25 protein-coding genes are annotated in these 26,526 nt (G+C 38.4%); 21 read left to right on the forward strand and 4 right to left on the reverse strand.

The genetic code is table 11. The annotated features are described in order from the left end of the window. Positions 1-2 precede the first annotated feature (2 nt). The 12 genes from AC1D0Y_RS18035 to cudC all read left to right on the forward strand — a co-directional run bounded on the left by AC1D0Y_RS18035 (position 3) and on the right by cudC (position 9,007). Positions 3-440: a YaaR family protein gene (locus AC1D0Y_RS18035; RefSeq protein WP_028409681.1), complete on the forward strand. Its 438-nt coding sequence runs from the start codon at positions 3-5 to the stop codon at positions 438-440. Positions 441-546: 106 nt separating this feature from the next. Beyond that, positions 547-1,392: a DegV family protein gene (locus tag AC1D0Y_RS18040; RefSeq protein ID WP_013085440.1), complete on the forward strand. Its 846-nt coding sequence runs from the start codon at positions 547-549 to the stop codon at positions 1,390-1,392. Positions 1,393-1,471: 79 nt separating this feature from the next. Further along, positions 1,472-2,980 (forward strand): ATP-dependent helicase ComFA, encoded by a 1,509-nt coding sequence (locus AC1D0Y_RS18045; protein WP_098332551.1) that lies wholly within the window; start codon positions 1,472-1,474, stop codon positions 2,978-2,980. 53 nt (positions 2,981-3,033) lie between these two features. Beyond that, positions 3,034-3,669, forward strand: a complete 636-nt coding sequence (locus AC1D0Y_RS18050; protein WP_257146763.1) for a ComF family protein — start codon at positions 3,034-3,036, stop codon at positions 3,667-3,669. Between the two features lie 61 nt (positions 3,670-3,730). After that, positions 3,731-4,144 carry a TIGR03826 family flagellar region protein gene (locus AC1D0Y_RS18055; RefSeq protein WP_028409677.1) on the forward strand — a complete coding sequence of 138 codons (414 nt, stop codon included), beginning with the start codon at positions 3,731-3,733 and terminating at the stop codon, positions 4,142-4,144. Positions 4,145-4,303: 159 nt separating this feature from the next. After that, the gene (gene flgM / locus AC1D0Y_RS18060; RefSeq protein ID WP_477707832.1) at positions 4,304-4,558 is read left to right on the forward strand and encodes a flagellar biosynthesis anti-sigma factor FlgM; all 255 of its coding nucleotides are present in this window, start codon (positions 4,304-4,306) and stop codon (positions 4,556-4,558) included. A 21-nt stretch (positions 4,559-4,579) separates the two neighbouring features. After that, on the forward strand, positions 4,580-5,041 hold the full coding sequence (locus tag AC1D0Y_RS18065) for a flagellar protein FlgN (protein WP_255257933.1): 462 nt from the start codon (positions 4,580-4,582) through the stop codon (positions 5,039-5,041). A gap of 18 nt (positions 5,042-5,059) precedes the next feature. Then, entirely contained in the window at positions 5,060-6,583 is a 1,524-nt protein-coding gene (flgK, locus tag AC1D0Y_RS18070) for a flagellar hook-associated protein FlgK (RefSeq protein WP_098332554.1), read from the forward strand. A 2-nt stretch (positions 6,584-6,585) separates the two neighbouring features. Beyond that, positions 6,586-7,467 (forward strand): flagellar hook-associated protein FlgL, encoded by an 882-nt coding sequence (gene flgL, locus AC1D0Y_RS18075; RefSeq protein WP_477707833.1) that lies wholly within the window; start codon positions 6,586-6,588, stop codon positions 7,465-7,467. An 81-nt stretch (positions 7,468-7,548) separates the two neighbouring features. Next, positions 7,549-7,971: a flagellar assembly protein FliW gene (fliW, locus tag AC1D0Y_RS18080; protein ID WP_050690875.1), complete on the forward strand. Its 423-nt coding sequence runs from the start codon at positions 7,549-7,551 to the stop codon at positions 7,969-7,971. A 24-nt stretch (positions 7,972-7,995) separates the two neighbouring features. Continuing rightward, complete coding sequence (gene csrA / locus AC1D0Y_RS18085; RefSeq protein WP_013085431.1) at positions 7,996-8,226, forward strand: carbon storage regulator CsrA; 231 nt, start codon at positions 7,996-7,998, stop codon at positions 8,224-8,226. Between the two features lie 226 nt (positions 8,227-8,452). Then, positions 8,453-9,007: a choline uptake/conversion transcriptional regulator CudC gene (gene cudC / locus AC1D0Y_RS18090; RefSeq protein WP_028409671.1), complete on the forward strand. Its 555-nt coding sequence runs from the start codon at positions 8,453-8,455 to the stop codon at positions 9,005-9,007. 42 nt (positions 9,008-9,049) lie between these two features. Here cudC and AC1D0Y_RS18095 read toward each other — a convergent pair whose 3' ends face one another. Together AC1D0Y_RS18095 and betB are read right to left on the reverse strand one after the other, a co-directional pair. Continuing rightward, positions 9,050-10,252 (reverse strand): iron-containing alcohol dehydrogenase, encoded by a 1,203-nt coding sequence (locus tag AC1D0Y_RS18095; RefSeq protein ID WP_016765895.1) that lies wholly within the window; start codon positions 10,250-10,252, stop codon positions 9,050-9,052. 21 nt (positions 10,253-10,273) lie between these two features. Further along, positions 10,274-11,731: a betaine-aldehyde dehydrogenase gene (betB, locus tag AC1D0Y_RS18100; protein ID WP_430248591.1), complete on the reverse strand. Its 1,458-nt coding sequence runs from the start codon at positions 11,729-11,731 to the stop codon at positions 10,274-10,276. Between the two features lie 661 nt (positions 11,732-12,392). Between betB and AC1D0Y_RS18105 the strand changes: the two genes are divergently transcribed. Then, a complete protein-coding gene (locus tag AC1D0Y_RS18105) occupies positions 12,393-14,105 on the forward strand; it encodes a high affinity choline transporter 1 (RefSeq protein ID WP_253351961.1) in 1,713 nt (570 codons plus the stop codon). A 37-nt stretch (positions 14,106-14,142) separates the two neighbouring features. Here AC1D0Y_RS18105 and AC1D0Y_RS18110 read toward each other — a convergent pair whose 3' ends face one another. After that, the gene (locus AC1D0Y_RS18110; protein ID WP_098967009.1) at positions 14,143-15,540 is read right to left on the reverse strand and encodes an amino acid permease; all 1,398 of its coding nucleotides are present in this window, start codon (positions 15,538-15,540) and stop codon (positions 14,143-14,145) included. Between the two features lie 325 nt (positions 15,541-15,865). On the opposite strand from AC1D0Y_RS18110, the gene AC1D0Y_RS18115 reads away from it, so the two are divergent. The 5 genes from AC1D0Y_RS18115 to hpf all read left to right on the forward strand — a co-directional run bounded on the left by AC1D0Y_RS18115 (position 15,866) and on the right by hpf (position 20,059). Further along, positions 15,866-16,552 (forward strand): hypothetical protein, encoded by a 687-nt coding sequence (locus AC1D0Y_RS18115; RefSeq protein ID WP_334038626.1) that lies wholly within the window; start codon positions 15,866-15,868, stop codon positions 16,550-16,552. A 201-nt stretch (positions 16,553-16,753) separates the two neighbouring features. Beyond that, positions 16,754-18,559 carry a flagellar hook-associated protein 2 gene (locus AC1D0Y_RS18120; protein WP_098433194.1) on the forward strand — a complete coding sequence of 602 codons (1,806 nt, stop codon included), beginning with the start codon at positions 16,754-16,756 and terminating at the stop codon, positions 18,557-18,559. Between the two features lie 16 nt (positions 18,560-18,575). After that, positions 18,576-18,977: a flagellar export chaperone FliS gene (fliS, locus tag AC1D0Y_RS18125; protein ID WP_025752547.1), complete on the forward strand. Its 402-nt coding sequence runs from the start codon at positions 18,576-18,578 to the stop codon at positions 18,975-18,977. A gap of 2 nt (positions 18,978-18,979) precedes the next feature. After that, a complete protein-coding gene (gene fliT / locus AC1D0Y_RS18130; RefSeq protein ID WP_028409666.1) occupies positions 18,980-19,318 on the forward strand; it encodes a flagellar protein FliT in 339 nt (112 codons plus the stop codon). 189 nt (positions 19,319-19,507) lie between these two features. Then, positions 19,508-20,059: a ribosome hibernation-promoting factor, HPF/YfiA family gene (hpf, locus tag AC1D0Y_RS18135; RefSeq protein ID WP_013059750.1), complete on the forward strand. Its 552-nt coding sequence runs from the start codon at positions 19,508-19,510 to the stop codon at positions 20,057-20,059. A gap of 71 nt (positions 20,060-20,130) precedes the next feature. On the opposite strand, the gene AC1D0Y_RS18140 is transcribed toward hpf, so the two are convergent. After that, a complete protein-coding gene (locus tag AC1D0Y_RS18140; RefSeq protein ID WP_098332558.1) occupies positions 20,131-20,535 on the reverse strand; it encodes a GNAT family N-acetyltransferase in 405 nt (134 codons plus the stop codon). A gap of 226 nt (positions 20,536-20,761) precedes the next feature. Between AC1D0Y_RS18140 and secA the strand changes: the two genes are divergently transcribed. From secA to AC1D0Y_RS18155, 3 genes are all read left to right on the forward strand, one after another. Further along, positions 20,762-23,278, forward strand: coding sequence for a preprotein translocase subunit SecA (secA, locus tag AC1D0Y_RS18145; RefSeq protein ID WP_013059748.1), 2,517 nt, complete (start codon positions 20,762-20,764; stop codon positions 23,276-23,278). A 99-nt stretch (positions 23,279-23,377) separates the two neighbouring features. Continuing rightward, a protein-coding gene (gene prfB / locus AC1D0Y_RS18150; RefSeq protein ID WP_114324550.1) for a peptide chain release factor 2 occupies positions 23,378-24,476 on the forward strand; the annotation gives its coding sequence in 2 pieces (ribosomal slippage) (positions 23,378-23,440 and positions 23,442-24,476; 1,098 coding nt in all). Positions 24,477-24,754: 278 nt separating this feature from the next. Further along, positions 24,755-26,515 (forward strand): alkaline phosphatase D family protein, encoded by a 1,761-nt coding sequence (locus AC1D0Y_RS18155; protein ID WP_477707834.1) that lies wholly within the window; start codon positions 24,755-24,757, stop codon positions 26,513-26,515. Positions 26,516-26,526: the final 11 nt, after the last annotated feature.

Consider the following 26,526-nt stretch of genomic DNA (forward strand, 5'->3'; position numbering starts at 1 on the left):
TAGTGGAGGTACAGCGAATTAACGGTCTTTCTTCTTCAGTGAATCTCATTAGAGAAAAAGAAGTAAGTGGTTCGGGTTCATTTACAGGAGTAATGGCCAAGAAACAAAAAGAACTAACCAATGAACATTTAACTCAAGTGATAAATAAAATTGAAGAACAGGGAAAGCAGTTAGTGAAAAATCAAACTATTGATTCTTTGCGGAAATACAAGACGCTTGTGAAGCAGTTTATGAACGAAGTCGTTAAAAATGGTTTTGAACTGCATGAAGAAAGAGGGTTTAATCATAGAGGAACGACTAAAGTATATAAATTAGTGAAAGAAGTGGATACAAAACTAGTTGACTTGACAAATGATATCCTTCAAAAAGAAAAAAACAGTTTAAATTTACTCAAGCGGGTTGGAGAAATTCAAGGTTTGTTAATTAATATGTATACGTGAGAGAGCCTTTACTAAGAGGTAAACCTCTCGTTACATGCATTTTAATCCTAAATGTTGTAGAATAGAGTGAAATTATTTTATATAACAAAGGATGGATCCCTATCTTATGAAAACAGCAATTATTACAGATAGTACCGCCTATATATCAGAGGAAATTCGATCAAACTATCATATACATATGGTGCCGCTAAGCGTTATTTTCGGTGAAGAAACATATCGTGAAGAAGTAGATATGACTGCAGATCAATATTTTGAAAAAATTAAAGAAGCAAAAAATCTTCCAACCACTTCTCAGCCTGCTATCGGAGAATTTGTAGAGTTGTTTGAACAGTTAAAACGAGATCAATTCGATGCTGCTATCGTTATTACGTTATCTAGTGGAATTAGCGGAACGTATCAGGGTGCTTTGACGGCAGGTAGCATGGTAGAAGACTTTGATGTGCACGTATTTGATTCAGAAATCAGCTGTATGGTTCAAGGCTTTTATGCGATTGAAGGAGCCGAGATGGTCCAATTAAATAAACATCCTGACGAAATCATTGCGCGTTTTGAAGAGATGAAACTATCAATGCGTGCGTATTTTATGGTAGATGATTTATCTCACTTGCAGCGTGGAGGTCGCCTAAATGCTGCTCAGGCTATTATCGGCAGTCTGCTTCAAGTAAAGCCAGTGCTACATTTTGAATCTAAAAAAATTGTTCCGTTTGAAAAAATTCGTACGCGTAAGCGAGCGTTAAAACGAATCACGGAGCTTCTTGATGAGGATGCAAAAGAAAATGTACCTATGAAGGCTGTAGTTATTCATTCTAATCGTGAAAATGAAGCAAAAGAAATTCAACGAGACTTAGAACAAGAATATCCTCATATTGAATGGAGTCTTTCATATTTTGGCGCTGTCATTGGCACACATTTAGGTGAAGGTGCCATCGGTATAGGCTGGTATAAAAAGTAATCGAAAACCAAATCATTTGATTTGGTTTTTTTGCAGGAAAAAACACCTTTCTTTACGTATATAGATGTGTACGATAAACATGGAAAGGAATGAAGATATGCTTTTTACTGTTAAACAAGAATTGCTAAATCCCGTTCAAGTACCTAGCCCAGCTGCTTTTCCTCTCTCAAAAATCGATACGTGGAGAACTCCACCTTTAAATCCTTCATACTCCTACTCTTTAGGTCTTCAGCGCTCTCTAAGCGGAAAGCAGCTTCTACTAACTCAGACTCCCTATCCTTTATCTCTCATTCATGAACATTATCTAAACGGATATATTTCCTATCAAAAAGCACTTACCCAGAAAGAAAACGGATATAAATGCAACCGGTGTGGAAGTGATAGTCCCTTTTATTTTGCTTCATTTCCATGCAGTAGATGTCACCAGGAGTGCTACTATTGCCGAGCATGTATTGTAATGGGCAAAGTAAGTGAGTGTACACCCTTTATAAACTGGGAAGGACCAGCAAGCAATGTCCTGCCAAAAAGCAGCGTGATGAATTGGAAAGGAACGCTGTCTAAAGCTCAAGAACGTGCTTCAAATGAACTCATTCAAGCTATAAAAAAGGATGAAGAGCTGTTAATTTGGGCTGTTTGCGGAGCAGGAAAAACGGAAATTTTATTTAAAGGTATTGAATCAGCGTTGAACAGCGGAAAGAAAGTCTGTATTGCTACTCCAAGAACAGATGTAGTTATTGAGTTAAAGCCAAGAATTCAATCGGCATTTCCAGATATGTCTGTGCTGGCTATGTATGGAGGCAGCGAAGACCGTTTTCATGAATCCTCTCTTATTATTTCCACCACTCATCAACTTCTGCATTATTATCAAGCATTCGATGTGCTGATTATTGACGAAGTAGATGCATTCCCGTATTCGACAGAGCCTATGCTGCACTATGCTGTTGCAAAAGCAGCTAAACACGCTGCATCAAAGATTTATTTAACAGCGACTCCAAGTGAATCATTAAAAAAAGAAGTTGAGCAAGGAAAAAAACAAGTAGTTAAAATTCCAGCCCGCTATCACCGAATGCTTATTCCTGTTCCTCGATTTGAATGGTGTGGCAATTGGAAGAAAAAAATGAAAACAGATACTTTGCCTGCTAATGTTGAGAAATGGCTGAAAAAAAGAATAGAGGAAGGAAAACAATGCTTTATCTTCGTCCCGCAAATTAAGTGGATTGCTCCCATCACAGACATGATTCGAAAGCTGACCGAAAAGGTAGACGGTGTCCATGCTGAAGATTCCCAGCGAAAAGAAAAAGTAATGAAATTTAGAGAAGGACAGCTAGTTATTTTAGTAACGACAACAATATTAGAGCGAGGCGTAACGGTTCCCAACATAGATGTTGCAGTATTGGGAGCAGAAGAAACGATTTTTACTGAAAGTGCTCTTGTTCAAATTTCAGGAAGAGTAGGGAGGAGCGCTCAATTTCCAACAGGAGACGTGGTCTTTTTTCATTATGGGCAGTCTCTGTCTATGCGAAAAGCAAAAGAACATATTGAATATATGAATGCTCTAGCTTATAAGGAAGGGCTGATTGATCAATGACAATATGTCTGATTTGTTTTGAACCTCTTGACTCTTCTTTCGATTGGAGGTCATTGTTAAAACCTTCTTCAACGGACAGGATTTGCGCTGTTTGCTTGCAAAGATGTCCCATCATCACCAGTAGCATTTGCAGAGGATGCGGCCGTTCTCTTGGAGACCTGGCTCCTTCTCATTATGAGCTAGACACATGTATGGACTGTCAGAAATGGAATGATGCTTCTTTTTTTAACCGTTCTCTTTATACGTACAATGATTTTATGCAAAGCATAATAGAACGTTTTAAATTTCAAGGAGATTATGAAATTATCCAAGCATTCAAGGAGCAGTGGTATAAGTTCTATAAAAAAGAATGTAATCCAAAAGCTATACTAGTTCCTATACCTTTAACGGACGAGAGATTATATGAGAGAGGGTTTAACCAATCTTTAGCGCTAGCTGAACTGATCAGTGACAACATAGAAATACCTCTTGTTCGCTGTTCAGGAACAAAGCAATCAAAAAAAAATAGGCGAAGTCGGCTGGCAGAAAGGCTGGAATTTAAAGTAGTCGATTCCTCAATGGTTACGAATCAAGAATTTCTCTTGATTGATGACATTTATACAACAGGAGCAACCGTGCGCCAAGCGGCAAATTGCTTGCAGGAAGCTGGTGCACGTTCAGTTCGTTCGCTCACTTTAATTCGTGCATGAAGATGTATAATTTAAAACTTTGACCGATAGTAAAATAAAAAACAAATGAGGAGTTTCGAATATGGGAACGTTAGATAATTGCAGGGAATGCGGTCATTTATTTGTAAAAAATGGATCAATAAACATATGTAAATCATGTTTTGACAAAGAAGAAGCTCTGTTTCAACGTGTTTCTTCATTCTTAAAGAAACGAGCAAATCGTACAGCAACGACTTACGAAGTGATGAAAGAAACGGGCGTTTCAGATTCGTTAATTCACCAATTTATTCGACAAGGTCGCTTAGTGCTAACTAATTTTCCAAATATAAGCTATCCATGCATGCAATGCAACGCTCAGATTCGAGAAGGTAAACTTTGTCATTCATGCTCTCAAGAAATTAAACATGGGTTAGAAAAGCATAATCGTGAGATGATTCGTTCAAATGAAGAGCCGACGCGTCCCACCTATCGTTCTAACGAAAGGAAAAAAGAGTAAAAGTGTGCTGAGTGTTTGCACGTTCTCTATCTATAGACCTATGTTTAAGGAGGACTGTGAAAATGGTCTCAACTTCCTTGCCGATGCTAAAGGTTTAGATGGAAATTCCGATATAATGAATAGAGATAACGGATACAAATATAAAAAGAGGTGAGAGAGATGAAGATTAACCCATCGAACTTATTTGGAATAAATCCGTACAAAAAACAATCAGAAAAAACAGAACAGGTCTCTAAAAAGAATTCACAAGATCAGATTCATATTTCATCTGAGGCGAAGAAACTTCAGAGAAATGAACCATCTCCAGAAAGACTTGAAAAATTGGAGAAACTAAAACAGCAAATTAACAGCGGAACGTACGAAATTAACGGAAAAGAAATTGCTAAAAGTATTGTAGATTTCTATAAAAAATAAAAGGACTGACATTGATTGAACGTGCAAGAAATTCAAACGATCCTAGAAAAACAAGTAACGCTTCACAAAAGTTTGTCTGTCATTGTTGAAGAGAAAGCAAATTTTATTATTAAACAAGATGTAAAGGCACTCACGGCTTCTTTGCAAAAAGAGCAATCTCATATAGCTGCTATTTCTGCACTGGAAACAAAACGTATAGAAGCGATGGAAAAAAGCGGACATGCTGCTCGCTCCATTGAAGAAATAGCAGGCTCATTCTCTGAATACTCCATCTTGATACCCTTTCAAAAACAGCTAATAGATATAATTCAAGATATAAAGTATGCAAATGACTTGAACAATCAGCTGCTTACACAGTCTTTGCAGCTGATTCATACGGAACTAGACCTTCTTGTTCCATCGAAACGAGAGGATTCGTTCAATTACACAAAAACAAATAATAGATCGTTTCAGTCCAATTCTATTTTTAATTCGAAGGCATAAAGAACGGAGGAAAGCAGAATGAGTTCAACATTTCATGGTTTGCAGGTGGCTAAGCGAGGAATGGATGCCCAACAAGCGGCTCTTTACACGATTGGCCATAACGTATCTAATGCAAATACGCCGGGCTATACGCGTCAGCGAGTAAGTTTAGAAACGTTCCCAGCTTATCCAGCCCCAGGGATGAATCAGACTGGAACTGCGGGTCAAATAGGAATGGGAGTAGAAGCCAGCACGGTAGAGCGAATACGTGATACATTTTTAGATACCCAGTATCGAGATGAAACCATTAAAGTGGGGTATTGGGATGCGCGCGCTGGTGCTCTTGAAAAAATGGAGGAAATTATGAATGAACCTACTGAAGATGGACTTTCAGCTGTTTTTAATCAACTTTTTGAATCCATTCAAGATGTAGCTTCACACCCTTCAGAAGCAGGAGCCAGGTCTGTTATGATTGAACGAGCTGAAGCAGTAGGCGATACTTTCTCTTATTTATCTACTTCTCTAAAAACGATTCAAGGTGATTTGCAAAACGAGCGTGACGTAGCCGTAACACAAGTGAATTCTTTGCTAGAGCAAATAAATAACGTGAACCAACAAATACAAAAGGTAGAACCGAATGGCTATTTGCCTAATGATTTGTATGATGAAAGAGATCGGCTGTTAGATGAGATTTCTAAATTTATGCCGGTTTCTTTAGAGTATACAAAAAGCAGCGGGAACGCTTCTGCAACGTCAGAAGGAGTGGTAACGGTTCAGCTTCAAACGTCTCAAGGGCCTATTACTCTTTTAGATGGAAAAACTCATCAAGTAAATGCCATCAGTTTGACAACAAATCAAGATTCCTATGTAACGGAAATTCATATAGGGGATGAGATACGAAATCCCGAGTCATTTCCTCAAGGAAAACTTAAAGGGTTAATTGAGGCTTCTGGATATATAGATAATAGTGGTAATAAAACAGGTGTTTACGCTTCAATGATTAATGATTTAGATGAAATGGCATATGAGTTTGTGAACTGGTTTAATGATAAGCACAAACAAGGTGTCACGCTAGATGGTGAAACTGGTATGTCCTTTTTTAATGAGATTTCTCAGAAAGAAGGGGCTGCAACTGGAATTGTTATTGCTGATAAAATCAAACAAAACACAAACAATATTGCAGCTGCTTCTTCGGCCTCTTCTGGAGATGATGGAACTGGCCGCAAAGGAGATGGACAAAATGCTCAGCTATTGTCTCAATTTCGTCAAAAGGTGCTTATTAATTCCGGGAATCAAGCTGTTTCCCTAGATGGCTTTTATCAATCTGTTATTGGCCAAATGTCAGTAGATGCCCAACAAGCCAACCGCTTAAAAAGCAATTCAGAAACTCTCCAGGGAGCTGTGGAGCAAAGGCGCCAGTCTACCAGTGCAGTTTCATTAGATGAAGAGATGACCAATATGATTCAGTTTCAGCATGCATATAACGCTAGTGCCCGTATGGTGACTATGATTGATGAAATGCTTGATAAAATTGTAAACGGTCTTGGAACTGGAGGAAGGTAAAGATGCGTGTCACACAAGGAATGTTAGCGGCTAATTCGTTAAAACAGATTAGCAATAGCTATAATAAGCTGGAAACACTTCAAAACCAATTATCAACGGGGAAGAAAATTACTCGTCCTTCAGATGATCCGGTAGTGGCTACTAAAGGAATGGCTTATCGTTCGAATTTTTCTGAAGTAAATCAATATAAACGTAATTTAACAGAAGCTCAGTCTTGGTTTGATAGTTCAGAATCTGGACTTGAACAAGTCAACTCCATTCTTCAGCGCACCAAAGAGCTGGTCGTGCAAGGGTTAAACGGTACGAATGAAAGTGATGACCGCCAAGCAATTGCACGTGAAATTGAACAGTTAAAGCTGGATTATATGCAAGTAGGGAATACGCAGGTGGCAGGAAACTATATCTTTAACGGTGTAAATGTAGGAGCACCGCCTATAAGTGAGAATGCAAGCGGTATAATAGAATCGAACATTAACCTGGATCCTTTTTCAGTTGAAGTATCAAAAGGTATCCAGCTGAGAGTCAATATTCATCCTGAAAACATTTTTGGACAAGGTGCATTCGACTTAATGAACAATGTTCAAACAGCTTTTGAACAAAACGATGTCAACTCACTAAAAGATCTCTCTACAAAGGTAGATACGCAGCTGTCTACGCTATTAGCGGAGCGATCTGAATTGGGAGCAAGGAGCAATCGGCTTGAGCTGATCGAAAACCGCCTTGATTCACAGGAAATTACGGCTACTAAGATGCTTTCAAATAATGAAGATGCAGATATTGAAAAAGTCATTACGGATTTAACCGTACAAGAAAGCGTACATCGTGCTGCTTTGGGAGTAGGGGCTCAAATTATTCAGCCTACGCTGCTAGATTTCTTGCGTTAAAAAGTTCCTTCTAAACAGAAGGAGCTTTTTTACAATGGAAAAAGACAACAAGAAAAAATCAATTAACAAAGGTGTGATGAGATGAAAATTTCAACAAGCTACCATGGAGATATAGAAATAGATAATCAGCAAACACTGACATTCAATCAAGGGATTCCAGGTTTTTTGGAAGAAACTGAATTCGTTATTTTACCACTTCCCGAAGCCGAAGCTTTCCAAGTTCTGCAGTCTATTCAAACCAAAGAATTAGCTTTTATTATCACGGATCCATTTCAGTTTTTTTTAGATTATGATTTTCAACTAGAACCTCAGGAAATCGAAAAGCTTCAATTACAACAGGCGGAAGATGCAGCTGTTTACGTATTGCTTACGATGTCAGATTCTGTGGAAAATATAACAGCTAATTTGCAGGCTCCTGTTATTATTAATACAAAGCAACAGCTTGCTAAGCAAGTGATTTTAATGAATACAGCTTACGAAACGAAGCACAGGTTATTTGAGTAAGAGGAATAGATAAGGAGTGAGTCCATGCTTGTTTTAACACGAAAGTTAAATGAAACAATCAAAATAGGTGATGAAATTGAAGTGACCGTCCTTGCAGTTAATGGTGATCAAGTAAAGTTAGGAATTCAAGCTCCAAAGTCTGTAGATATTCATAGACAAGAGATTTATGAAGAAATACGTAACGAAAATAAAAGTGCTTCTCAAATTACATTACATGCTATTGATATGCTGAAACAATTACCGAAAAAGAAATAAAACGATCAGTTTGAAAATAATCAAAAATATACGGTATAAATAATATCTAAATCGGGAAAGATAAACATATAGTATTCCCCACTATGTCTTAAGCCTTTCTCTTTAAGAGAAGGCTTCTTTTTTATCAAAAAATTGAACTGAATTTCTGTTTTTTTCCTTTTTATCGTGTATCATTAAATTTATTAAGTATAATTCAAATAAATTTAACAAAAGAGGAGAAGAGTAAATGAGTGATGTTCAAGAGTATCATGATTTATTAAAAGAAGCAGAAGATGTGGTTGTCAGCGCTTTAGCTGATACGATGGATTTATATGGTGTCACACCTTCAGTAGGAAGGCTGTATGGCATGCTTTATTTTATGGATGAGCCGGTTACGTTAGATCAAATGAGTGAAGAATTGGGTATGAGTAAACCAACGATGAGTACATCCATTCGTTCACTGCAAAATATTGATATGGTTCACAAAGTGTGGAAAAAAGGTGTTCGAAAAGACTTATATGAAGCAGAAAAAGATTTTTCTAAGTCCTTTTTTTCATTTTTCTGTAAGAAGTGGCAAAGAGAAATTTCAGTTAATTTAGAGGCAATCGAAGAAGCAGAAAACAAGCTGCAGATTCTCTTAAATGATGAAGATGTACCTGAGGAGATCGCAGTAAAAGCAAAGCGTAATTTAGCGCAGATTATAGAGTCCAAACATTATTATCATTTCTTGAAAAAAGTAGTAAAAGTTTTTGACGACCGAAGAATCATCGATATTTTAAATGAAGAATTAGCGAAAGAGTAAATAAAAAAGGCTGTTGAAAAATCAATAGCCTTTTTATTATTTTTATACGGTTAATGGTGTAGCTTCAAAACAGCGATTATAAATCCATTCGTAACTTTTTACAGTTAGATCACGAGGGTTACCAACCGTTTGTGGATCATTAAATGCTTCTTGAGCTAAGCGAGAAACTGCTTCTTTTGGAACACCTTGTTCTTCTAAAGAAGGGATTTGTACATCTTTAACTAGTTGATATACTTCACGAACAGCTGCTTGAGCTGCTTCTTCAAGCGTTAATTCATGTGTATTAACTCCTAAAGCTTGAGCTATGCGCGCAAATTTTTCAGGCTCGCCCATCCAGTTATATTCCATTACAGGACCTAGCATAGCTGCTACGCAAGGGCCATGGGCAATTGGATAAATGCCTCCTAATGTTTGTGCCATCGCGTGAGCTGCTCCTGCAGATTCACTTCCATATGAAAGGCCAGCAAGCATAGCCGCATGCGCCATTCCATAGCGTGCTTCGATGTCCTGTCCATTTGCAACTGCACGTCGTAAGTATTTCCCAACATACTCAATAGCCAATAAAGCAACAGAGTCTGTCATTGGTTGTGCAAAGTGACATGTATAACATTCAATTGCATGAGCTAATGCGTCAATTCCTGTACCGGCCGTAATATGTGAAGGCATAGATACATGCAGTTCTGGATCAATAATTGTTAAGTGAGCAGCAATTAAAGGTCCACCTGTATTAAACTTAAACTCACGAACAGGATCTGTAATGACAGCCCATTGTGTGACTTCACTTCCTGTACCCGCAGTTGTAGGAATGGTTGTTAAAGGAGGAATACGTTTTGTTAAAGGTTTTTTTCCTTCAGCTGCTTCATAATCTAAGACGGGAGCATTATGAGCTACTTCTACACCAATAGCTTTTGCCGTATCCATTGAGCTTCCGCCTCCAACAGCTACTAATCCGTTGCATCCATTTTCTTTGTACATTTTTGTGCCGTCTGCTACTACGTGAATAGAAGGGTTGGCTTCTACTTGGTCAAATAAAATAACGTCTACGTCCGCTTCTTTTAAACTAGCGATTACAGGGTCTGCTAAGCCTACTTTTTTTACACCAGGATCTGTTACTAGTAAAACCTTAGATACACCTAGGTTTTTTACTTCTTCTCCAGTATGCTTAACAGCACCAATTCCATGTTTTACAACCGTTGGCATCTCAAAACTTTTTAAACGTTCCATTCTTTCAAATCGCATAAACATCTTTACATTCCCCCTTGAATTTTATTGAAACCAGCGCATTGGCTGTGGATTTGTATTCGTATAAATATGTTTAATTTCCGTATATTCTTCTAGCCCAATGTGGCTAAGCTCTCTTCCAATCCCAGATTGCTTATATCCTCCCCAAGGAGCCTGCGGGAAGTAGGGATGATAATCGTTAATCCAAGTTGTTCCCATACGGAGTGCTTTTACTACACGTTCAGCTCGATTCATATCACTTGTCCAAACGGCTCCAGCTAATCCATAGATTGTATCGTTAGCAAGTGCCACCGCTTCTTCTTCGGCGCTGAAGCGCTCAATGGTCATAATTGGACCAAATGACTCTTCTTGGACAACTTTCATATCTCCATGACAGTCTGTGAAAATAGTTGGTTCAATGAATAAACCTTTTTGTAAAGACTCTTGAGTTGGACGTTTGCCTCCTAAAACAAGGGAAGCACCTTCTTGTTTGCCAAGCTCAATGTAATGCTCTACTTTAGCTAGATGCTCTTTTGAGATAACGGGTCCCATTTGAGTGGCTTCGTCCATGCCGTCTCCTAGCTTAATTTTTTTGGCTTGTTCAATAACTGCTGAAATAAATTTATCGTGAATATCATCTTGAACGAGTAATCTCGCACCAGCTGAACAAACTTGACCAGCATGAAAGAAGACCGCATTTAATGCATAGTCAACCGCAGTGTCAAAGTCAGCATCAGCAAAGACGATATTCGGATTTTTCCCACCGAGTTCAAGAGCGATTTTTTTAAAGTTGCCTGCGGCAGCCTGCATGACTTTACGTCCAGATACACCGCCACCTGTAAAGGAAACTAAATCTACTAAGTGACTTTCTGCCATTTCTTGTCCAACCGTCGCACCCGGGCCGAGTACAATGTTAATGACGCCTGCTGGAAAGCCAACTCTTTCAAAAATTTTCATCATATGAATAGTTGTTAAAGGGGTGATTTCGCTTGGTTTAATAACAATTGTATTCCCAGCAGCAAGTGCCGGAGCCAATTTCCAAGAGGCTTGCAATAAAGGGTAATTCCAAGGAGTAATTTGGCTGCATACACCTACAGGTTCGCGGACAACGCGGCTAACAGAATCGGGATTAGGTGACTCAATCATTTGTCCACCATCTTTATCTGCTAATCCAGCATAGTATTGAAAGACATCAGCAATCCCATCCATGTCTGCCAGACTTTCAACGAGGGTTTTTCCAGTATTTAAGGTTTCAAGTTTAGCGAGTTCTTCACGATCATTACGAATTTCTTCCGCTACTTTAAATAGTAAAGAACCTCTTTGGGCCGCTGTAAATTTAGACCATTCACCTGCATCAAAAGCTTTTCTAGCTGCTTCAATAGCTTCTACAGTATCAGCACGATTTCCTTCTGTAACGACAGCGATAACCTCTTGATTAAAAGGATTTATAATCTCTCTTTTCTCGCCGCTGCGTGCTTCAACCCATTCGCCGTTTATGTGCATTTTTTCAAGCGTAAGTGTTTGTTCCAATAGCACCGACCTCCAAATAATAGAATTTGTTAAATTTATATTTAACGTTCTTAACAATTTGAATTATAGCATCGGTTATTTAATTTAGTCAAATCCTAAAACTCTAAATGTTCTGAATTTATTAGATTATCTTCTCTGTAAAAGACTAATCATTCGGATATTAAGAAAAAATTTAACAAAAAGTGATAAAAAATCACTGATTGCTATGTCCCTTGATACAAAAGGTTTTTTTGTGTATGAGCTATGAGAATATTATTCTTTTTTTATATGAAAACCCTCAAACTTTTTTGACAATATCCTAAACATTCAGATATATTAACCATAGTACTATATCTGCTTGCATACAAACCTTGAAAAACAAAGGATTTTGAATGTGGAAATTAAGAAAGGAGTTTAGATGGAAGATGAAAATAATTATGATTTCTTAGTGAAATAATAAAAAAGGTCAATTTAAATTATTTTAATATAATTATATAAACGTAATTTCTCCCCTTCTCATTGGTATTTATAATCCAACTATTTATATTTTATTCTAAAAAATCTATTTTTAGGTTTAATTGTATGCTGGTAGGAAAAAGGAATAGAGGACAATTATGTCTTTAGATTTCTTTATCAATTTAAAGGATGTGAGACGATGCAAAATGCTAAAAAGCCATTTCGTTCAGACACACAACAAGCCAGGCCTGAAAAGTCGAATGAGACTTCTGACTTTTCAGGGAAATCAAACAGGAACAACCGTCTACTAACCCCCTTATGGACAACTATTATAGGATTTTCCATCTTTATGGTTGTCGCATTTATCTATTCTCTCTATAATCCAGATCTCTATTGGCCAGGCCTCATTTTAATGTTCATTATGTATGGTGTTATTTATTTTATTGGTGCTCGAGCCGCTGCAAGTAAAAAAGGAAAATCAGATGATATGCTTGTTGCAGGAAGATCTATGCCGCTATGGATTTCAATGTTCACAATGACCGCCACTTGGGTAGGTGGAGGGTATATTGCTGGAACGGCCGAAACCGTTTATTCCTCAGGGCTGACATGGACGCAAGCGCCATGGTGTTATTCAATCAGCTTGATTTTAGGCGGTATCTTTTTTGCTAGAAAGATGAGAAGATTTGAGTTTATGACAATGCTCGATCCTCTAGAATCTCGTTTTGGTAAGAAAATGGCTACGGTTCTTTATTTTCCGGCTATACTGGGAGAGCTGTTTTGGAGCGCAGCTATCTTAACTGCTTTAGGAACAACATTCGGTGTGATTTTAGGCCTCAGTTTTTCAATTTCCATCATTCTTTCCGCACTTATTGCCATTGCATACACCGTGATTGGCGGCCTGTGGGCAGTAGCACATACCGATATCTTACAGCTTTCTATTATGTTCTTAGGACTATTTCTGGTGCTTCCCTTTGCATTTTCGAATACGGGAGGGGTGGGAGCTGTTTTTTCCACTTATTCAGAAGGCATGACTGGTTCCCTTCATTTATTTCCTCCATTAAAAGGCTGGGAAGATCCGAAATGGGGAAATACATATTGGCAATGGTGGGATAGCACATTTTTACTTATTTTTGGTGGTATTCCATGGCAAATTTATTTTCAGCGCGTGTTATCTGCTAAAAATGAAAAAGCAGCAATGTGGCTATCTATTACAGCCGGCATCTTTTGCGCGTTAGCGGCCTTACCTCCAACTTTAATAGGGATGATAGGTTATAGTGCAGACTGGTCTTCATTTGGAGCGTCAAGCCCTGAGAGCGCGTCCATGATTTTAACGTATGTATTTAAATATCTAACGCCTGATTTAGTAGGAGCGATTGCACTTGGAGGACTAGCTGCTGCCGTCATGGCTGCAGTAGCGGCTTCGTTACTTTCAGCTTCGGGGATGGCAGCCTGGAACGTGTATCGTCCGATTGTAAAACCAAATGCGACACAGGCGCAGTTAGATAAAGTTATTAAACGTTCTATCATTATCATTGGCACGGGAGCAACTCTAATTGCTTTAAACTCTGAGAGTGTCTACTCTTTATGGTATTTATCAGGGGACCTCGTGTATTGCATACTTTTTCCGCAGTTGGTTTGTGCTTTATTCTTTAAAGGAGCTAACTGGTACGGATCTTTGGCTGGGTTTATTGTGTCTCTTGTTCTTCGAATAGGTGGAGGAGAACCGCTGCTTCATTTAAAAGCGCTGCTTCCGTATCCGATGATTGAAGAAGGAGTGGTCATGTTTCCGTTTCGTACATTTGCGATGATAGGCGGGTTGTTAACTATTTTTATCATTTCTTACGCGACGCGACGTATTTGCCCTCCTCAGCCGCTTCGAAATCTTCATCGTGACATATCGGTTGAGAAATAATCAAAAGCAAAATAAAAAAGCCGCATCTGCGGCTTTTTTATTTTGCAATATTTTCTGACTCGGAAAATTGATCGTCAGGTCGCTTGTTGTTTGTTTTTTTGATGAACGAGTATGAAAGAAGAACCACAGCGGTTAATCCAAGAGTTAAGAAAAACTGTGAGCGCATCGAATCAATAAATGCCATTGATAAAAAGATCACGGTAATAACAGCAATTGTTACGTATGTTAAATACGGGAACAACCACATTTTCATCCCTTTAATTGGCTGGTTGGCTCGATTCATTTTCTTACGCAGGCGTAAGTGAGAAATAGCGATAGCTAAATATACAATAAGAGCGATGGCTCCTGATGCATTAACTAAGAATAAAAAGAGTTTATCCGGCGAAACGAAGCTAAAGATAGCACATACATATGCGGCAGCTGTGCTAATCCATACAGCTCTTGCCGGCACGCCTGATTTGCTTACTTTTGCTAAAGCGCGAGGAGCTTGTCCTTTTTGAGCTAATGATAAAATCATTCGTGAGTTCGTATACAAAGCAGAGTTTAAGCAAGACAAAACGGATACTAATACGACTAAATTCATAATTTGTGCAGCTGCTGGAATATTGACCATTTCTAACATTGTTACATATGGACTTTTTAGTAAATCAGCTGAGTTCCAAGGTAAAAGAGTTACTAAAATAGCAACTGAACCAATATAGAAAATTAAAATTCGCCATACGACACTGCGAATAGCAGTTGTGATAGCTTTTGCTGGGTTTTCTGATTCACTAGCTGCAATAGCCGCAATTTCAGCCCCGAAATAAGAGAAAATAACGGTAATAACTCCCAAAAAGATAGAGTTCGTACCTTTTGGCATAAAGCCTCCGTGGCCCGTTAAATTAGATAGACCAGGTGAAGATGTACCTGGGATTAATCCGAAAATAATAGCTAAACCGATTCCCATAAAAGCAACGATTGCCACAATTTTAATCATAGCAAACCAATATTCAAATTCTCCAAATGATTTGACAGAGAACAAGTTTGTTAAAGTTAATGCAAAGGTTAAGATTAAGCTTAAAAGCCAAATTGGTACGGAAGGGAGCCATTCATGAACAATTGCTCCTCCTGCAGTGGCTTCAATCGCAATTACAATTAGCCAGAAAAACCAGTAAAGCCATCCAACAGCATAACCTGCCCATGCGCCAATTCCTTGCTGAGCATATGTTGCGAATGAGCCTTTATCTGGGTTTACCATAGCCATCTCACCGAGCATACGCATCAATAGAACGACTAGCAGTCCGGCTGCTGCATATGAAACTACTGCTGCTGGGCCTGTTGCGTTAATAACGGATCCGCTTCCTACAAACAAGCCGGCTCCGATAATACCTGCAATGGAAATCATGGAAACGTGACGTTGCTTTAACTTTCCGTGTGATTCTGTTTTGTTTCCCATCGTATTCACTCCTTTAAAATTATCGAAAGACTATTAGAAAATAAAGTAAATTCTGAAAATATAAATAGAAATTCCTCCCCTTACCTTTATAATAAGCAAGAAGTGTGCCAATTATCAAATTCCTATAAAAATCGACTTTAAGTTACTAAAATTGACGTATTTTAAGTCAAAATAGACTTGATTTATTCGATATAGACTTATTCGTCATTTGGGATGTCGGGTATATACGTACATTTTATACAAGTTTTCGACATACATCTTATTTATCTTGTATGATAAAAGAGAAATCGGTATTATATTCCAAGAAGAATGTTTGAGAGGGTGCGTGTGTTTGAGAAAATTTATAGCTGTTATTTTTCTATTTATTATCCTTTTAGTTGGATTGTATTTTTTTATTAGTCCCGTCAGAAATATTGAAAAACTTGATCAGACTGCTTCATTATCTTCACTGGCACAAGAAAAGTCCGCTCATGCGACGTCGCTAGAACTGAACGGAGGCTCTCCTATTTTAGGATACCGATTAAGCGAGAGCGATGTTAATGATTATTTGCGCAGCTACCTTTACGAAAATGATGAAACGATTGACGGAGCAGAAGCCGAGTTGCTTCCAAAACATATAAAATTGTATATTAATAAACATGTAGTATCTTTTATGGAATCACAGTTTGTAGTTGACGTAACACCAAATGCCGAAAATGGAAAGCTTGTTTTAAAGGTGAATAGCGTGCATTTAGGAAGAATGCCGATTCCGATGTCTCTTGTATGGGATCGCTTAAATATTGATAAGGATTCTGATGTCACGGTCGATAAAGAAATGAATGAAATTACTCTGCTCAATAATTTGCCAGACTCCATTTCGTTTGAGCAAGCAGATACAACGGATGAATATATAAATTTATCTGCCTCTGTAACTATTGATTCGTTACGAGATATTATAAATCTAGCACCGTACCTTATTCCTAAGGATATTCAAAGAGATTTATCCCAGAAACTGAACTTGTTTGGCCAATAATAAAAAGCTCACTTATTATAGAAAAATAAGTGAGCTTTTTCTATCTTGCACCATTTGACCTATGAAAAAAATGTTTGTTTTACCGATACAAAATAAAGAAGTGTTGAACCTATGAACGAATAAGAAAATCCAAAAAAATGTACTCATATTTTATGGCTAACAGTTGATGAATAGATGAATAAAAAACGGTGGTGATGCTAAGTGGTAAGAGTAAGTGGGTTAGCAAGCGGAATGGATATTGATCAAATCGTTAGTGATTTAATGAAGGCTGAACGAATGCCTATCGATAAAATGAAAAAACAAAAGCAAACGTTAGAGTGGCAGCGAGATGATTATCGCTCTATGAACTTGCTTCTATCAGACTTTAATAATCTTGCTTTTAATATGACCTTGCAGTCTTCTTATTCGTCCAAAACGGTATCTTCAGCAGATGAAACAAAAGTAAAAGCAGCAGCTACTTCCTCAGCAGGAAATGCGTCTTATACCCTTTCAAACGTGACAATGGCGACTGCTGCTCAGACTATTAGCACCAGTATTGATTCTAGTATGGATCCGACGAAAAGCTTGTGGTCTCAACGCGGGTCGATGGATTCAAGTGTTTGGACTGAGAAAACAGTGGAACAAGCCGTCATAACATTAAGTGCGGATACTAGTACAGTGAAATTAGCTAAAGGTGCTGTTTCTGCTGTAAATCAGAACACAGGCACTTTAAACTCTATATCCGTTACCACGAATGGTACAAGTAAAGCGTATACCGTAAGAATAGGAACAGCGGCGGGAACTATAAATTCTAATGAAGTATTTATTAACGAAGACACAGGTGAAATGACGTTTGGTACCACATTAACAAGCGGCAGTACAATTGAAGCGTTCTCGTATCAGCAAAATGTGCTGAACTTTTCTATGACAACTTATGATAGTACAGGCAAAGCAACAGGAAATATTCAAGATGGGGGAAGTACGCCATTTGAATTTGATGGTTCCACCTCATTAAACACCCTTCTTACACAAATCAGTAATTCAAAAGTAGGCATTTCAGCTTTTTTTGATGAAGGAACGAATAAAGTTGTCATGACTCGTAAAGATACGGGGAATTTATCTTCTGTTGACAGTCCAGATGGATCCAATATGGTTTTTTCAGGAGCATTTTTGACAACGGGGTTTCTACAGCTTGCCGGTGATGCGAAAGGAACAGACGCAAAATTTACGCTAAACGGTCTAGAAACAACTCGTAAGTCTAATACATTTACAACAGGAGGCGTTACCTATACCCTTCAAAATAATTTCACAGGAGATGTGCGCGTTAACGTAAGCAATGATACGCAAAAAGTATTTGATACAATCAAAGATTTTGTGACTAAATATAATGAGCTGATTGAGAAAATTAATGGAAAGATCACGGAAGAAAGAGACCGAAACTATCAGCCTTTGACGGATCAAGAAAGAGAAAAGCTAACGGACAAACAAGCTGAGCAGTGGGATGATAAAGCAAAAAGCGGTTTGTTAAAAGGAGACACAATTTTATCAAGCGGGCTGAATCAAATGCGTTCCAACTGGTATGCCTCTGTATCAGGGGTGAGCGGAGCATTTTCACAGCTAACCGACATCGGTATTTCAACTAGTGCAAACTATAGCGATCGAGGCAAGCTAGTCATAGAAGGTGATGGAACTAAATTAAAAGAAGCAATTGAAAAAGATCCGCAGTCTGTCATGGATTTATTTATGAAAAGTGGAAGTACAACAAGTGAAAAAGGGATTGTACGACGTTTACGAGATACGATTACTCAAACCGTATCCAAAGTTGAGCAGCGCGCTGGCCGTTCAACGTGGACAAGTGAACAATTTTTGCTTGGGCGGAATTTAAAAAGCGTAAACAGCCAAATTACTAGTTTTGAAAGCAGGCTCACACAGGTAGAGGACCGGTATTATCGGCAGTTTACAGCAATGGAAAAAGCCATTCAAAATGCAAATGCTCAAAGCGCGCAGTTATCGCAATATTTTAGTTAAGAAGGAGTGAACGTTTATGGCAGCAAATAATCCATATCAAGCGTATCAGCAAGGAGCTGTTCAGACTGCTTCTCCAGGAGAGTTAACGCTTATGCTGTATAACGGGTGTTTAAAATTTATCAAACTTGCACGAACAGGCATACAGGAAAAAAATATTGAGCTGAAAAATACGAATCTGTTAAAGGCACAAAATATTATTCAAGAATTAATGATTACTCTTGATACAAACGTGCAAGTTGCTAAGTCTATGATGGCTATGTATGACTATATTAACCAGTGTTTAATTGAAGCAAATACAAAAAATGACACAGCAAGCTTGGATGAAGCCGAACAATATGTAACAGAATTTCGCGATACGTGGAAGCAAGTTGTGCAGCTTCACCGCCAGCAAGTCCATGGAAGCGGCGGTCAAGCATAAAGATGATTAACGACCTATATCAGCTAACGGATGAGATTTATCGGCTTATTCAAACATTTTCTGACAAAAATCGAGAAGAAGGTATTCAAAAGTTAGAGTATCTTCTATTAAAAAGACGTGACCTCATAGAAAAACTGCCGCCAAAAAATAGGGATAATGAATCGATGGGTAAGAAAATTGTCGAAATGAATAAGGAAATTGATCAAAAACTCATCTTAATTCGGCATCAAATTATGGTAGATCTCCGTTTGCTAAAAGCAAAAAAAAAGCATAATAACAGCTATGTAAACCCTTACGAAACAAAAACGTTTGATGGGATGTTTTACGATAAAAAAAATTAATTCTGCGTAAAAAAATACAACCCTTCTTCTTATGAAGAAGGTCTATTTTTTTGGTTTTTTCATAAACTTTTCTCAGGTTCCATAAATTTTCACTAAATTTTCAAAAAATTTTAATAGTTTAGGAAGGGATTGTGTCGGGTATTGTAGAATTGTAGAGGTATAGCAATGGATTAAAGGAGGAGTTCGAACATGATGTATAACATTCGCGGTGAAAACATTGAGGTGACTCCAGCAATTAGGGAATACGTAGAGAAAAAGCTTGGTAAGTTAGAGCGTTATTTCGACGAAACACCAACTGCTGACGTAAATGTAAACTTAAAAGTCTACAATAACGATCAAAAAATAGAAGTCACAATCCCAATGAATGATCTCGTATTGAGAGCTGAAGAGACACACAGTGATTTATACGCAGCTGTCGATCTTGTCCTAGATAAATTAGAGCGTCAAATTCGTAAACATAAAACAAAAGTAAATCGAAAAATGCGTGAAAAAGGCGCTGAGAAGTATCTGTTCGCAGCATTAGAAAGCGAAGCGAACGTAGCTGTTGCAACTGAAGAAGATGAATTAGAGCTAGTTCGTACAAAACGATTTAACTTAAAACCAATGGATAGCGAAGAGGCTATTTTGCAAATGAATATGTTAGGACATAGTTTCTTTGTATTTACAAACGCTGAGACCAACATTACAAACGTTGTATATCGAAGAAAAGATGGACGATATGGATTGATTGAACCAAACTAAGATTATAAGCTCTCTTAAACAAGAGCAGTAAAGTGAAAGCAGCGTGCCTAAGCACGCTGCTTTTTAGCTGCTTAAAAAAATAGTTCCATTACTACATAGCGCGTAGAAGATTTGGTGAATACACGCGTGGTTTCTTTCATGTTGAACACCTTATAAAAATAGACTTTATTTTCTCGTGCGTTACACCAGATCTTTCGTACCCCAAGGTTCTTAGCTTTGAGAAAAACCTCCTCTAGTAGACGACTGCCATATCCTTTTCCTTGTTCTTCTTTGAGAGTAGCAAATTTTCGAAATTGAGCTTCATGCCCTGTTATAAATAAAGAAGCAACTGATTTTAACTCTCCTTCTTCAAACAGTCCATAGTGAATGCCTGATGGATCATCTTTCAGCTGAATATAACTGAAATCTTTATCAGGCCACATGACGGTATGTCGGACTTCCCAAGCTTGTTCTTTTGTAATCGATTGAACGTTCATTCTACATTCCCCTTTTTTATTGTAAGAGTGAGGAAGGGGAAATCACAATAGAAAATAACTCGTTAATAGAGTAGTACTCGTAAAGAGACAGACGAAAAAGGGTACAAGTTGCTACTTGTTTAGCTGCAATGTTACAATTTTACTCAGAATGTTTTATAATGAAAGATACAGATATGAATGAAAATAGTATAAAATGTACTGATTATAAATAGAGGAGCGTTTTAATATGCTTGGATTATTTAAAAAAGTGTTTGACGGCAATCAACGTCAAATCGGCCGTTTAGAAAAAATGGCGGACCAAATTGATGCGTTAGGTCCTGAAATTGCGTCTTTAACGGACGATCAGCTTCGTGAAAAAACAGCTGAATTTCAACAACGCTACCAAAATGGCGAATCGCTCGATAACCTATTAGATGAAGCTTTTGCGGTTGTACGTGAAGCAGCGAAACGTGTGTTAGGCATGTATCCGTACAAAGTTCAGCTAATGGGTGGTATTTCTCTGCATGAAGGGAATATCTCGGAAATGAAAACGGGTGAAGGTAAAACGTTGACAGCTACTATGCCTGTGTACTTAAACGCTATTACAGGAAAAGGTGTACATGTAGTAACAGTCAATGAATACTTAGCGAGCCGTGATGCTAGTGAAATGGGTCGTTTATATGAATTCCTAGGCTTGAAAGTAGGGTTAAATTTAAACCATTTAACGCGTGAAGAAAAGCAAGAAGCATATGCAGCCGATATTACGTATAGTACAAATAATGAACTAGGATTTGACTATCTACGTGATAACATGGTGCTTTACAAAGAACAAATGGTTCAACGTCCGCTTCATTTTGCCGTAATCGATGAAGTTGACTCTATCTTAATTGATGAAGCACGTACGCCGCTTATTATATCCGGCAGCGCACAGAAATCGACTGCTCTTTATATTCAAGCTAATGCATTCGTTCGCACGCTTGATAAAGAAACCGATTTTACTTTTGATATCAAAACAAAAAGCGTTCAGCTAACCGAAGAAGGTATGTCAAAAGCCGAGCGCGCATTTGGCATTGAAAACTTATTTGATATTTCACACGTAGCGCTAAACCATCACATCAACCAAGCGCTTAAAGCACATGTAACGATGCAAAATGATGTGGATTATGTAATTGATGAAGATCAAGTCGTAATCGTTGACCAATTTACTGGTCGTTTAATGAAAGGAAGACGTTTTAGCGACGGCTTGCATCAAGCTATCGAAGCTAAAGAGAACGTTGAGATTCAAAACGAAAGCATGACGTTAGCTACAATTACATTCCAAAACTACTTCCGTATGTATGAAAAATTATCAGGTATGACGGGTACAGCTAAAACGGAAGAAGAAGAATTCCGTAATATCTACAACATGCACGTTGTTGTTATTCCGACAAACAAGCCAATTTCACGTGATGATAAAGCTGATTTAATTTATAAGTCAATGGAAGGCAAGTTTAATGCGGTAGTAGAAGATATTGCCGAGCGCCACGCAAAAGGGCAGCCTGTTCTTGTTGGTACAGTTGCGATCGAAACATCTGAAGTTTTATCAGCTTTATTAAAGAAAAAAGGCATTCGTCATCACGTGTTAAATGCAAAACAGCATGAGCGTGAAGCGGATATTATTGAAAATGCGGGTCACAAAGGTGCGGTAACAATCGCAACGAATATGGCTGGTCGTGGTACGGATATCAAACTAGGTGAAGGTGTCGTTGAAGCTGGCGGTCTTGCTGTAATTGGTACAGAGCGTCATGAATCACGCCGTATTGATAATCAGCTTCGCGGACGTGCTGGACGTCAAGGTGATCCAGGGGTATCTCAATTCTATCTATCCATGGAAGATGAATTAATGCGCCGATTTGGTTCAGATAATATGATGGCAATGATGGATCGCCTTGGTATGGATGACTCACAGCCAATTCAAAGTAAAATTGTAACAAGAGCTGTTGAATCCGCTCAAAAACGCGTTGAAGGTAATAACTTCGATGCGCGTAAACAATTGCTTCAATATGATGACGTGCTTCGTCAACAGCGTGAAGTTATTTACAAACAGCGCTTTGAAGTGCTTGATTCAGACAACCTGCGTGCGATTGTAGAACGTATGATTGAATCAACGCTACAGCGTGTGGTTGAAGTAAACACGCCGCGTGAAGAATTAGAAGAAGAATGGAATTTACAAGCGATTATTGATTACGTAAATGCTAATGTTCTTGAGGAAGGTGAAGTCACAGAAGAAGATCTTCGCCGTAAAGAGCCTGAAGAAATGGTAGAACTGCTGGTAGATCATGCAAAAGCTCGTTATAATGAAAAAGAAGAGCAGCTCCCTGAAGAACAAATGCGTGAATTTGAAAAAGTTGTTGTTCTTAGAGCAGTTGATTCTAAATGGATGGATCATATTGATACGATGGATCAGCTTCGCCAAGGTATCCACCTTCGTGCGTACGGCCAAACAGATCCTCTTCGCGAATACCAAATGGAAGGTTTTGCGATGTTTGAAAATATGATTGCAACCATTGAAGAAGAAGTGACGAAGTATATCATGAAAGCCGAAATTAACAACAATCTTGAGCGTCAAGAGGTAGCGCAAGGTCAGGCGGCTGTTCATCCAAAAGAAGGAGACGCGCCGGCTAAGAAGAAGCCAAAAGTAAATGCAATAGAAGTTGGCCGAAATGATCCTTGTATCTGCGGAAGTGGCAAAAAGTATAAAAACTGCTGCGGTAAAGAATCATAAAGTAAGAGTCAATTAGTATAGAATGAATTAGTACAGGAAGGAAATGAGTCTTCTCATTTCCTTCCTGTGCGTCAAAAATAAAATAGAGGTGTTCAACTCATGGATTTAGTAGAAATTAAGCAAGAACTTGACAAAACAGCTAAGCGATTAGCGGACTTTAGGGGGTCTCTTTGACCTCGATACAAAACAAGCTCGTATCGATGAATTAGATGAGACTATGGCTGATCCAAATTTTTGGAATGACCAGCAGGCAGCTCAGACTGTTATTAATGAAGCCAATGGTTTGAAAGATGCAGTAAATCAATTTAACCACTTGGATGAAACATATGAAAATTTACAAGTGTCTCATGAACTTGTAAAAGAAGAATACGATGAAGATTTAGCAGAAGAACTAGTTAGTGAATTAAAAGAGCTTATATCAGGCATGAATGACTTTGAATTACAGCTGCTTTTAAGCGAGCCGTATGATAAAAATAATGCCATTTTAGAACTGCACCCAGGTGCTGGTGGAACAGAATCACAGGATTGGGGTTCAATGTTACTACGTATGTATACGCGTTGGGCAGAGAAAAAAGGTTTCAAAGTAGAAACGCTTGATTACTTACCTGGAGATGAAGCTGGTATTAAAAGTGTAACGCTTTTAATTAAAGGTCATAATGCGTACGGGTATTTAAAAGCTGAAAAAGGCGTTCATCGTCTCGTTCGTATTTCTCCGTTTGATTCATCAGGCCGTCGTCATACGTCATTCGTATCGTGTGACATAATGCCGGAATTTAACGATGAAATTTCAATTGATATTCGTACGGAAGATTTGAAGGTTGATACGTATCGTGCAAGCGGTGCGGGAGGTCAGCATATCAATACAACAGATTCAGCTGTTCGTATTACTCACCTTCCAACTAATGTAGTCGTATCTTGTCAGACGGAACGTTCACAAATTAAAAACCGTGAGCAAGCAATGAAGATGTTAAAATCTAAGCTGTATCAATTAGAAATCGAAAAGCAGCAAGAACAGCTAGCTGAAATTCGCGGAGAACAAAAAGATATTGGGTGGGGAAGTCAAATACGTTCTTACGTATTCCATCCGTATTCATTAGTAAAAGATCACCGCACAAATACGGAAGTCGGAAACACGCAAAGCGTAATGGATGGAGATTTAGATCCGTTTATCGATGCGTATTTACGTTCTCATATTTAATCAAAAGGCAGCATACCTAGGTATGCTGCCTTTTTTTAGTTGTTGGGACTTTGTAAAATTTGGATGAAGAAAAACGAGCGTAAAGAACTATTGTTAAAAAGAAAATTAAGAAAATGCAGAAATTTAAAGGTTACTGTCGTCAGTTCTCTTATTTTGTCAATGAAATAAAATGGTTAAAAATACCTGTTCTGCGGTAAGTGCTTCTTTACAATCCTTTATACCCCTTTTACAAACAGTGTTTATAATTTGAGCTAAATCATGAGGAAGGGGCATGTGCAATGGAAAATAAATCGTTAAACGAATTAATAGAGCAAGTGAAACAGAATAGTTTTTCTTCGAGTAAAGGGTTTGACAGACGGCGTTTTTTACAAGGAGCTGGAAAAGTAGCGGGAGTATCACTTGGCTTAACAATTGCTCAGTCTATTGGTTTAAATGCAGTAGAAGTTTCAGCTGCAGCGCCTAAATTTTCAAGTTATCCGTTCACTCTAGGCGTCGCATCAGGAGATCCTTTAGCAGATAGTATTGTCCTTTGGACAAGATTAGCACCAGACCCATTGAGTGGCGGGGGAATGCCTAATCAACCTATTCCAGTAAAATGGGAGCTTAGTGAAGATGAAGACTTTCATCGAATTGTCAAACGAGGAACAGAAGTGGCTAGACCTGAACTTGCTCATTCTGTTCACGTTGATGTAAAAGGATTAAAGCCAAGTCATATTTATTATTATCGATTTAAAAGCGGCCATGAGTTAAGCCCGGTCGGAAAAACAAAAACACTTCCTTCAGCAAATGCAGAGGTAGCCAGCATGACGTTTGCATTCGCTTCGTGTCAGCAATATGAACATGGGTACTTTACAGCCTATGAACATATGGTTAAAGAACAATTAGATTTTGTTGTTCATTTGGGTGATTACATCTATGAATATGGACCAAACGAGTACGTGGCTGCAAGCGGAAATGTTCGTACTCACAGCAGCGCAGAAATTCAAACGCTGCAAGACTATCGAAACAGGCATGCTCAGTACAGGTCAGATGCCAATTTGAAGTCTGCTCACGCTGCTTTTCCATGGATTGTGACGTGGGATGATCATGAAGTAGAAAACAATTATGCAAATGTAATTCCTGAAAAAGGCCAATCAGTAGAAGCATTTATTCAACGCCGTGCTGCAGCTTATCAAGCTTATTACGAACACATGCCTTTGCGTCAAACATCCTTGCCTCACGGAGCGGATATGAGATTATATCGTGACTTTTCATATGGAAAACTAGCTTCTTTTCAAGTGTTGGATACACGTCAATACAGAGACGATCAAGCAAACGGAGACGGAACAAAGCCGCAAACGCCAGAATCACTTGATCCCAAACGTACGCTATTGGGGAGTGAACAAGAAGAATGGCTGTTTACTAATCTTGAAAAGTCAGCGTGTCACTGGAACGTACTGGCTCAACAAATTTTCTTTGCGCCAAGAAAATTTGGAACGGTGGCTAAGCCTACATACAGCATGGATGCATGGGATGGGTATACGGCGAATCGTCAGCGCGTCATTGATTTTATTGAAAAGAAAAAGTTGGACAACGTCATTGTACTAACTGGAGATGTACACGCTAACTGGGCTTCTAATTTACACACGGATTTTGCCAATCTTAATTCTAGAATTATTGGTGCAGAGTTCGTCGGCACCTCCATCACTTCCGGAGGGAACGGAGCAGATAAAAGAGCAGACACGGATAAAATTTTAAGTCAAAATCCCCACCTCACATTTTTTAATGATTACAGAGGATATGTAAGGTGTACGGTAACTCCTGATATATGGCAAGCTGATTATCGCGTTATGCCTTTTGTAACAGAACCTGGTGCAGAAATTTCAACTCGAGCTTCCTTTCAATATAAAAAAGATGGCAAAGGTATGACGGAAGTTAAAGTAAATAATGTGCCGCGTGGACTAAAGATTTCTAAGGAAGTAGAGGAAGATCGTATGCGGGCACACGGGAAAGCACATGAAAAACAAGAGTTGAAAAAGAAAGAAAAAGTCCAGCCGTAAACTGAGTAAGG

The sequence above is a fragment of the Priestia sp. P1_B12_1 genome, from assembly GCF_056406695.1.

Bases quoted from the DNA above. Each gene is read 5' to 3' on its own strand.
- AC1D0Y_RS18040 (WP_013085440.1), top strand. From the start codon at position 547: ATGAAAACAGCAATTATTACAGATAGTACCGCCTATATATCAGAGGAA.
- AC1D0Y_RS18045 (WP_098332551.1), top strand. From the start codon at position 1,472: ATGGAAAGGAATGAAGATATGCTTTTTACTGTTAAACAAGAATTGCTA.
- AC1D0Y_RS18055 (WP_028409677.1), top strand. From the start codon at position 3,731: ATGGGAACGTTAGATAATTGCAGGGAATGCGGTCATTTATTTGTAAAA.
- flgM (WP_477707832.1), top strand. From the start codon at position 4,304: ATGAAGATTAACCCATCGAACTTATTTGGAATAAATCCGTACAAAAAA.
- flgK (WP_098332554.1), top strand. From the start codon at position 5,060: ATGAGTTCAACATTTCATGGTTTGCAGGTGGCTAAGCGAGGAATGGAT.
- flgL (WP_477707833.1), top strand. From the start codon at position 6,586: ATGCGTGTCACACAAGGAATGTTAGCGGCTAATTCGTTAAAACAGATT.
- fliW (WP_050690875.1), top strand. From the start codon at position 7,549: ATGAAAATTTCAACAAGCTACCATGGAGATATAGAAATAGATAATCAG.
- csrA (WP_013085431.1), top strand. From the start codon at position 7,996: ATGCTTGTTTTAACACGAAAGTTAAATGAAACAATCAAAATAGGTGAT.
- cudC (WP_028409671.1), top strand. From the start codon at position 8,453: ATGAGTGATGTTCAAGAGTATCATGATTTATTAAAAGAAGCAGAAGAT.
- AC1D0Y_RS18095 (WP_016765895.1), bottom strand. From the start codon at position 10,252: ATGTTTATGCGATTTGAAAGAATGGAACGTTTAAAAAGTTTTGAGATG.
- betB (WP_430248591.1), bottom strand. From the start codon at position 11,731: ATGCACATAAACGGCGAATGGGTTGAAGCACGCAGCGGCGAGAAAAGA.
- AC1D0Y_RS18105 (WP_253351961.1), top strand. From the start codon at position 12,393: ATGCAAAATGCTAAAAAGCCATTTCGTTCAGACACACAACAAGCCAGG.
- AC1D0Y_RS18110 (WP_098967009.1), bottom strand. From the start codon at position 15,540: ATGGGAAACAAAACAGAATCACACGGAAAGTTAAAGCAACGTCACGTT.
- fliS (WP_025752547.1), top strand. From the start codon at position 18,576: ATGGCAGCAAATAATCCATATCAAGCGTATCAGCAAGGAGCTGTTCAG.
- fliT (WP_028409666.1), top strand. From the start codon at position 18,980: ATGATTAACGACCTATATCAGCTAACGGATGAGATTTATCGGCTTATT.
- hpf (WP_013059750.1), top strand. From the start codon at position 19,508: ATGATGTATAACATTCGCGGTGAAAACATTGAGGTGACTCCAGCAATT.
- AC1D0Y_RS18140 (WP_098332558.1), bottom strand. From the start codon at position 20,535: ATGAACGTTCAATCGATTACAAAAGAACAAGCTTGGGAAGTCCGACAT.
- secA (WP_013059748.1), top strand. From the start codon at position 20,762: ATGCTTGGATTATTTAAAAAAGTGTTTGACGGCAATCAACGTCAAATC.
- AC1D0Y_RS18155 (WP_477707834.1), top strand. From the start codon at position 24,755: ATGGAAAATAAATCGTTAAACGAATTAATAGAGCAAGTGAAACAGAAT.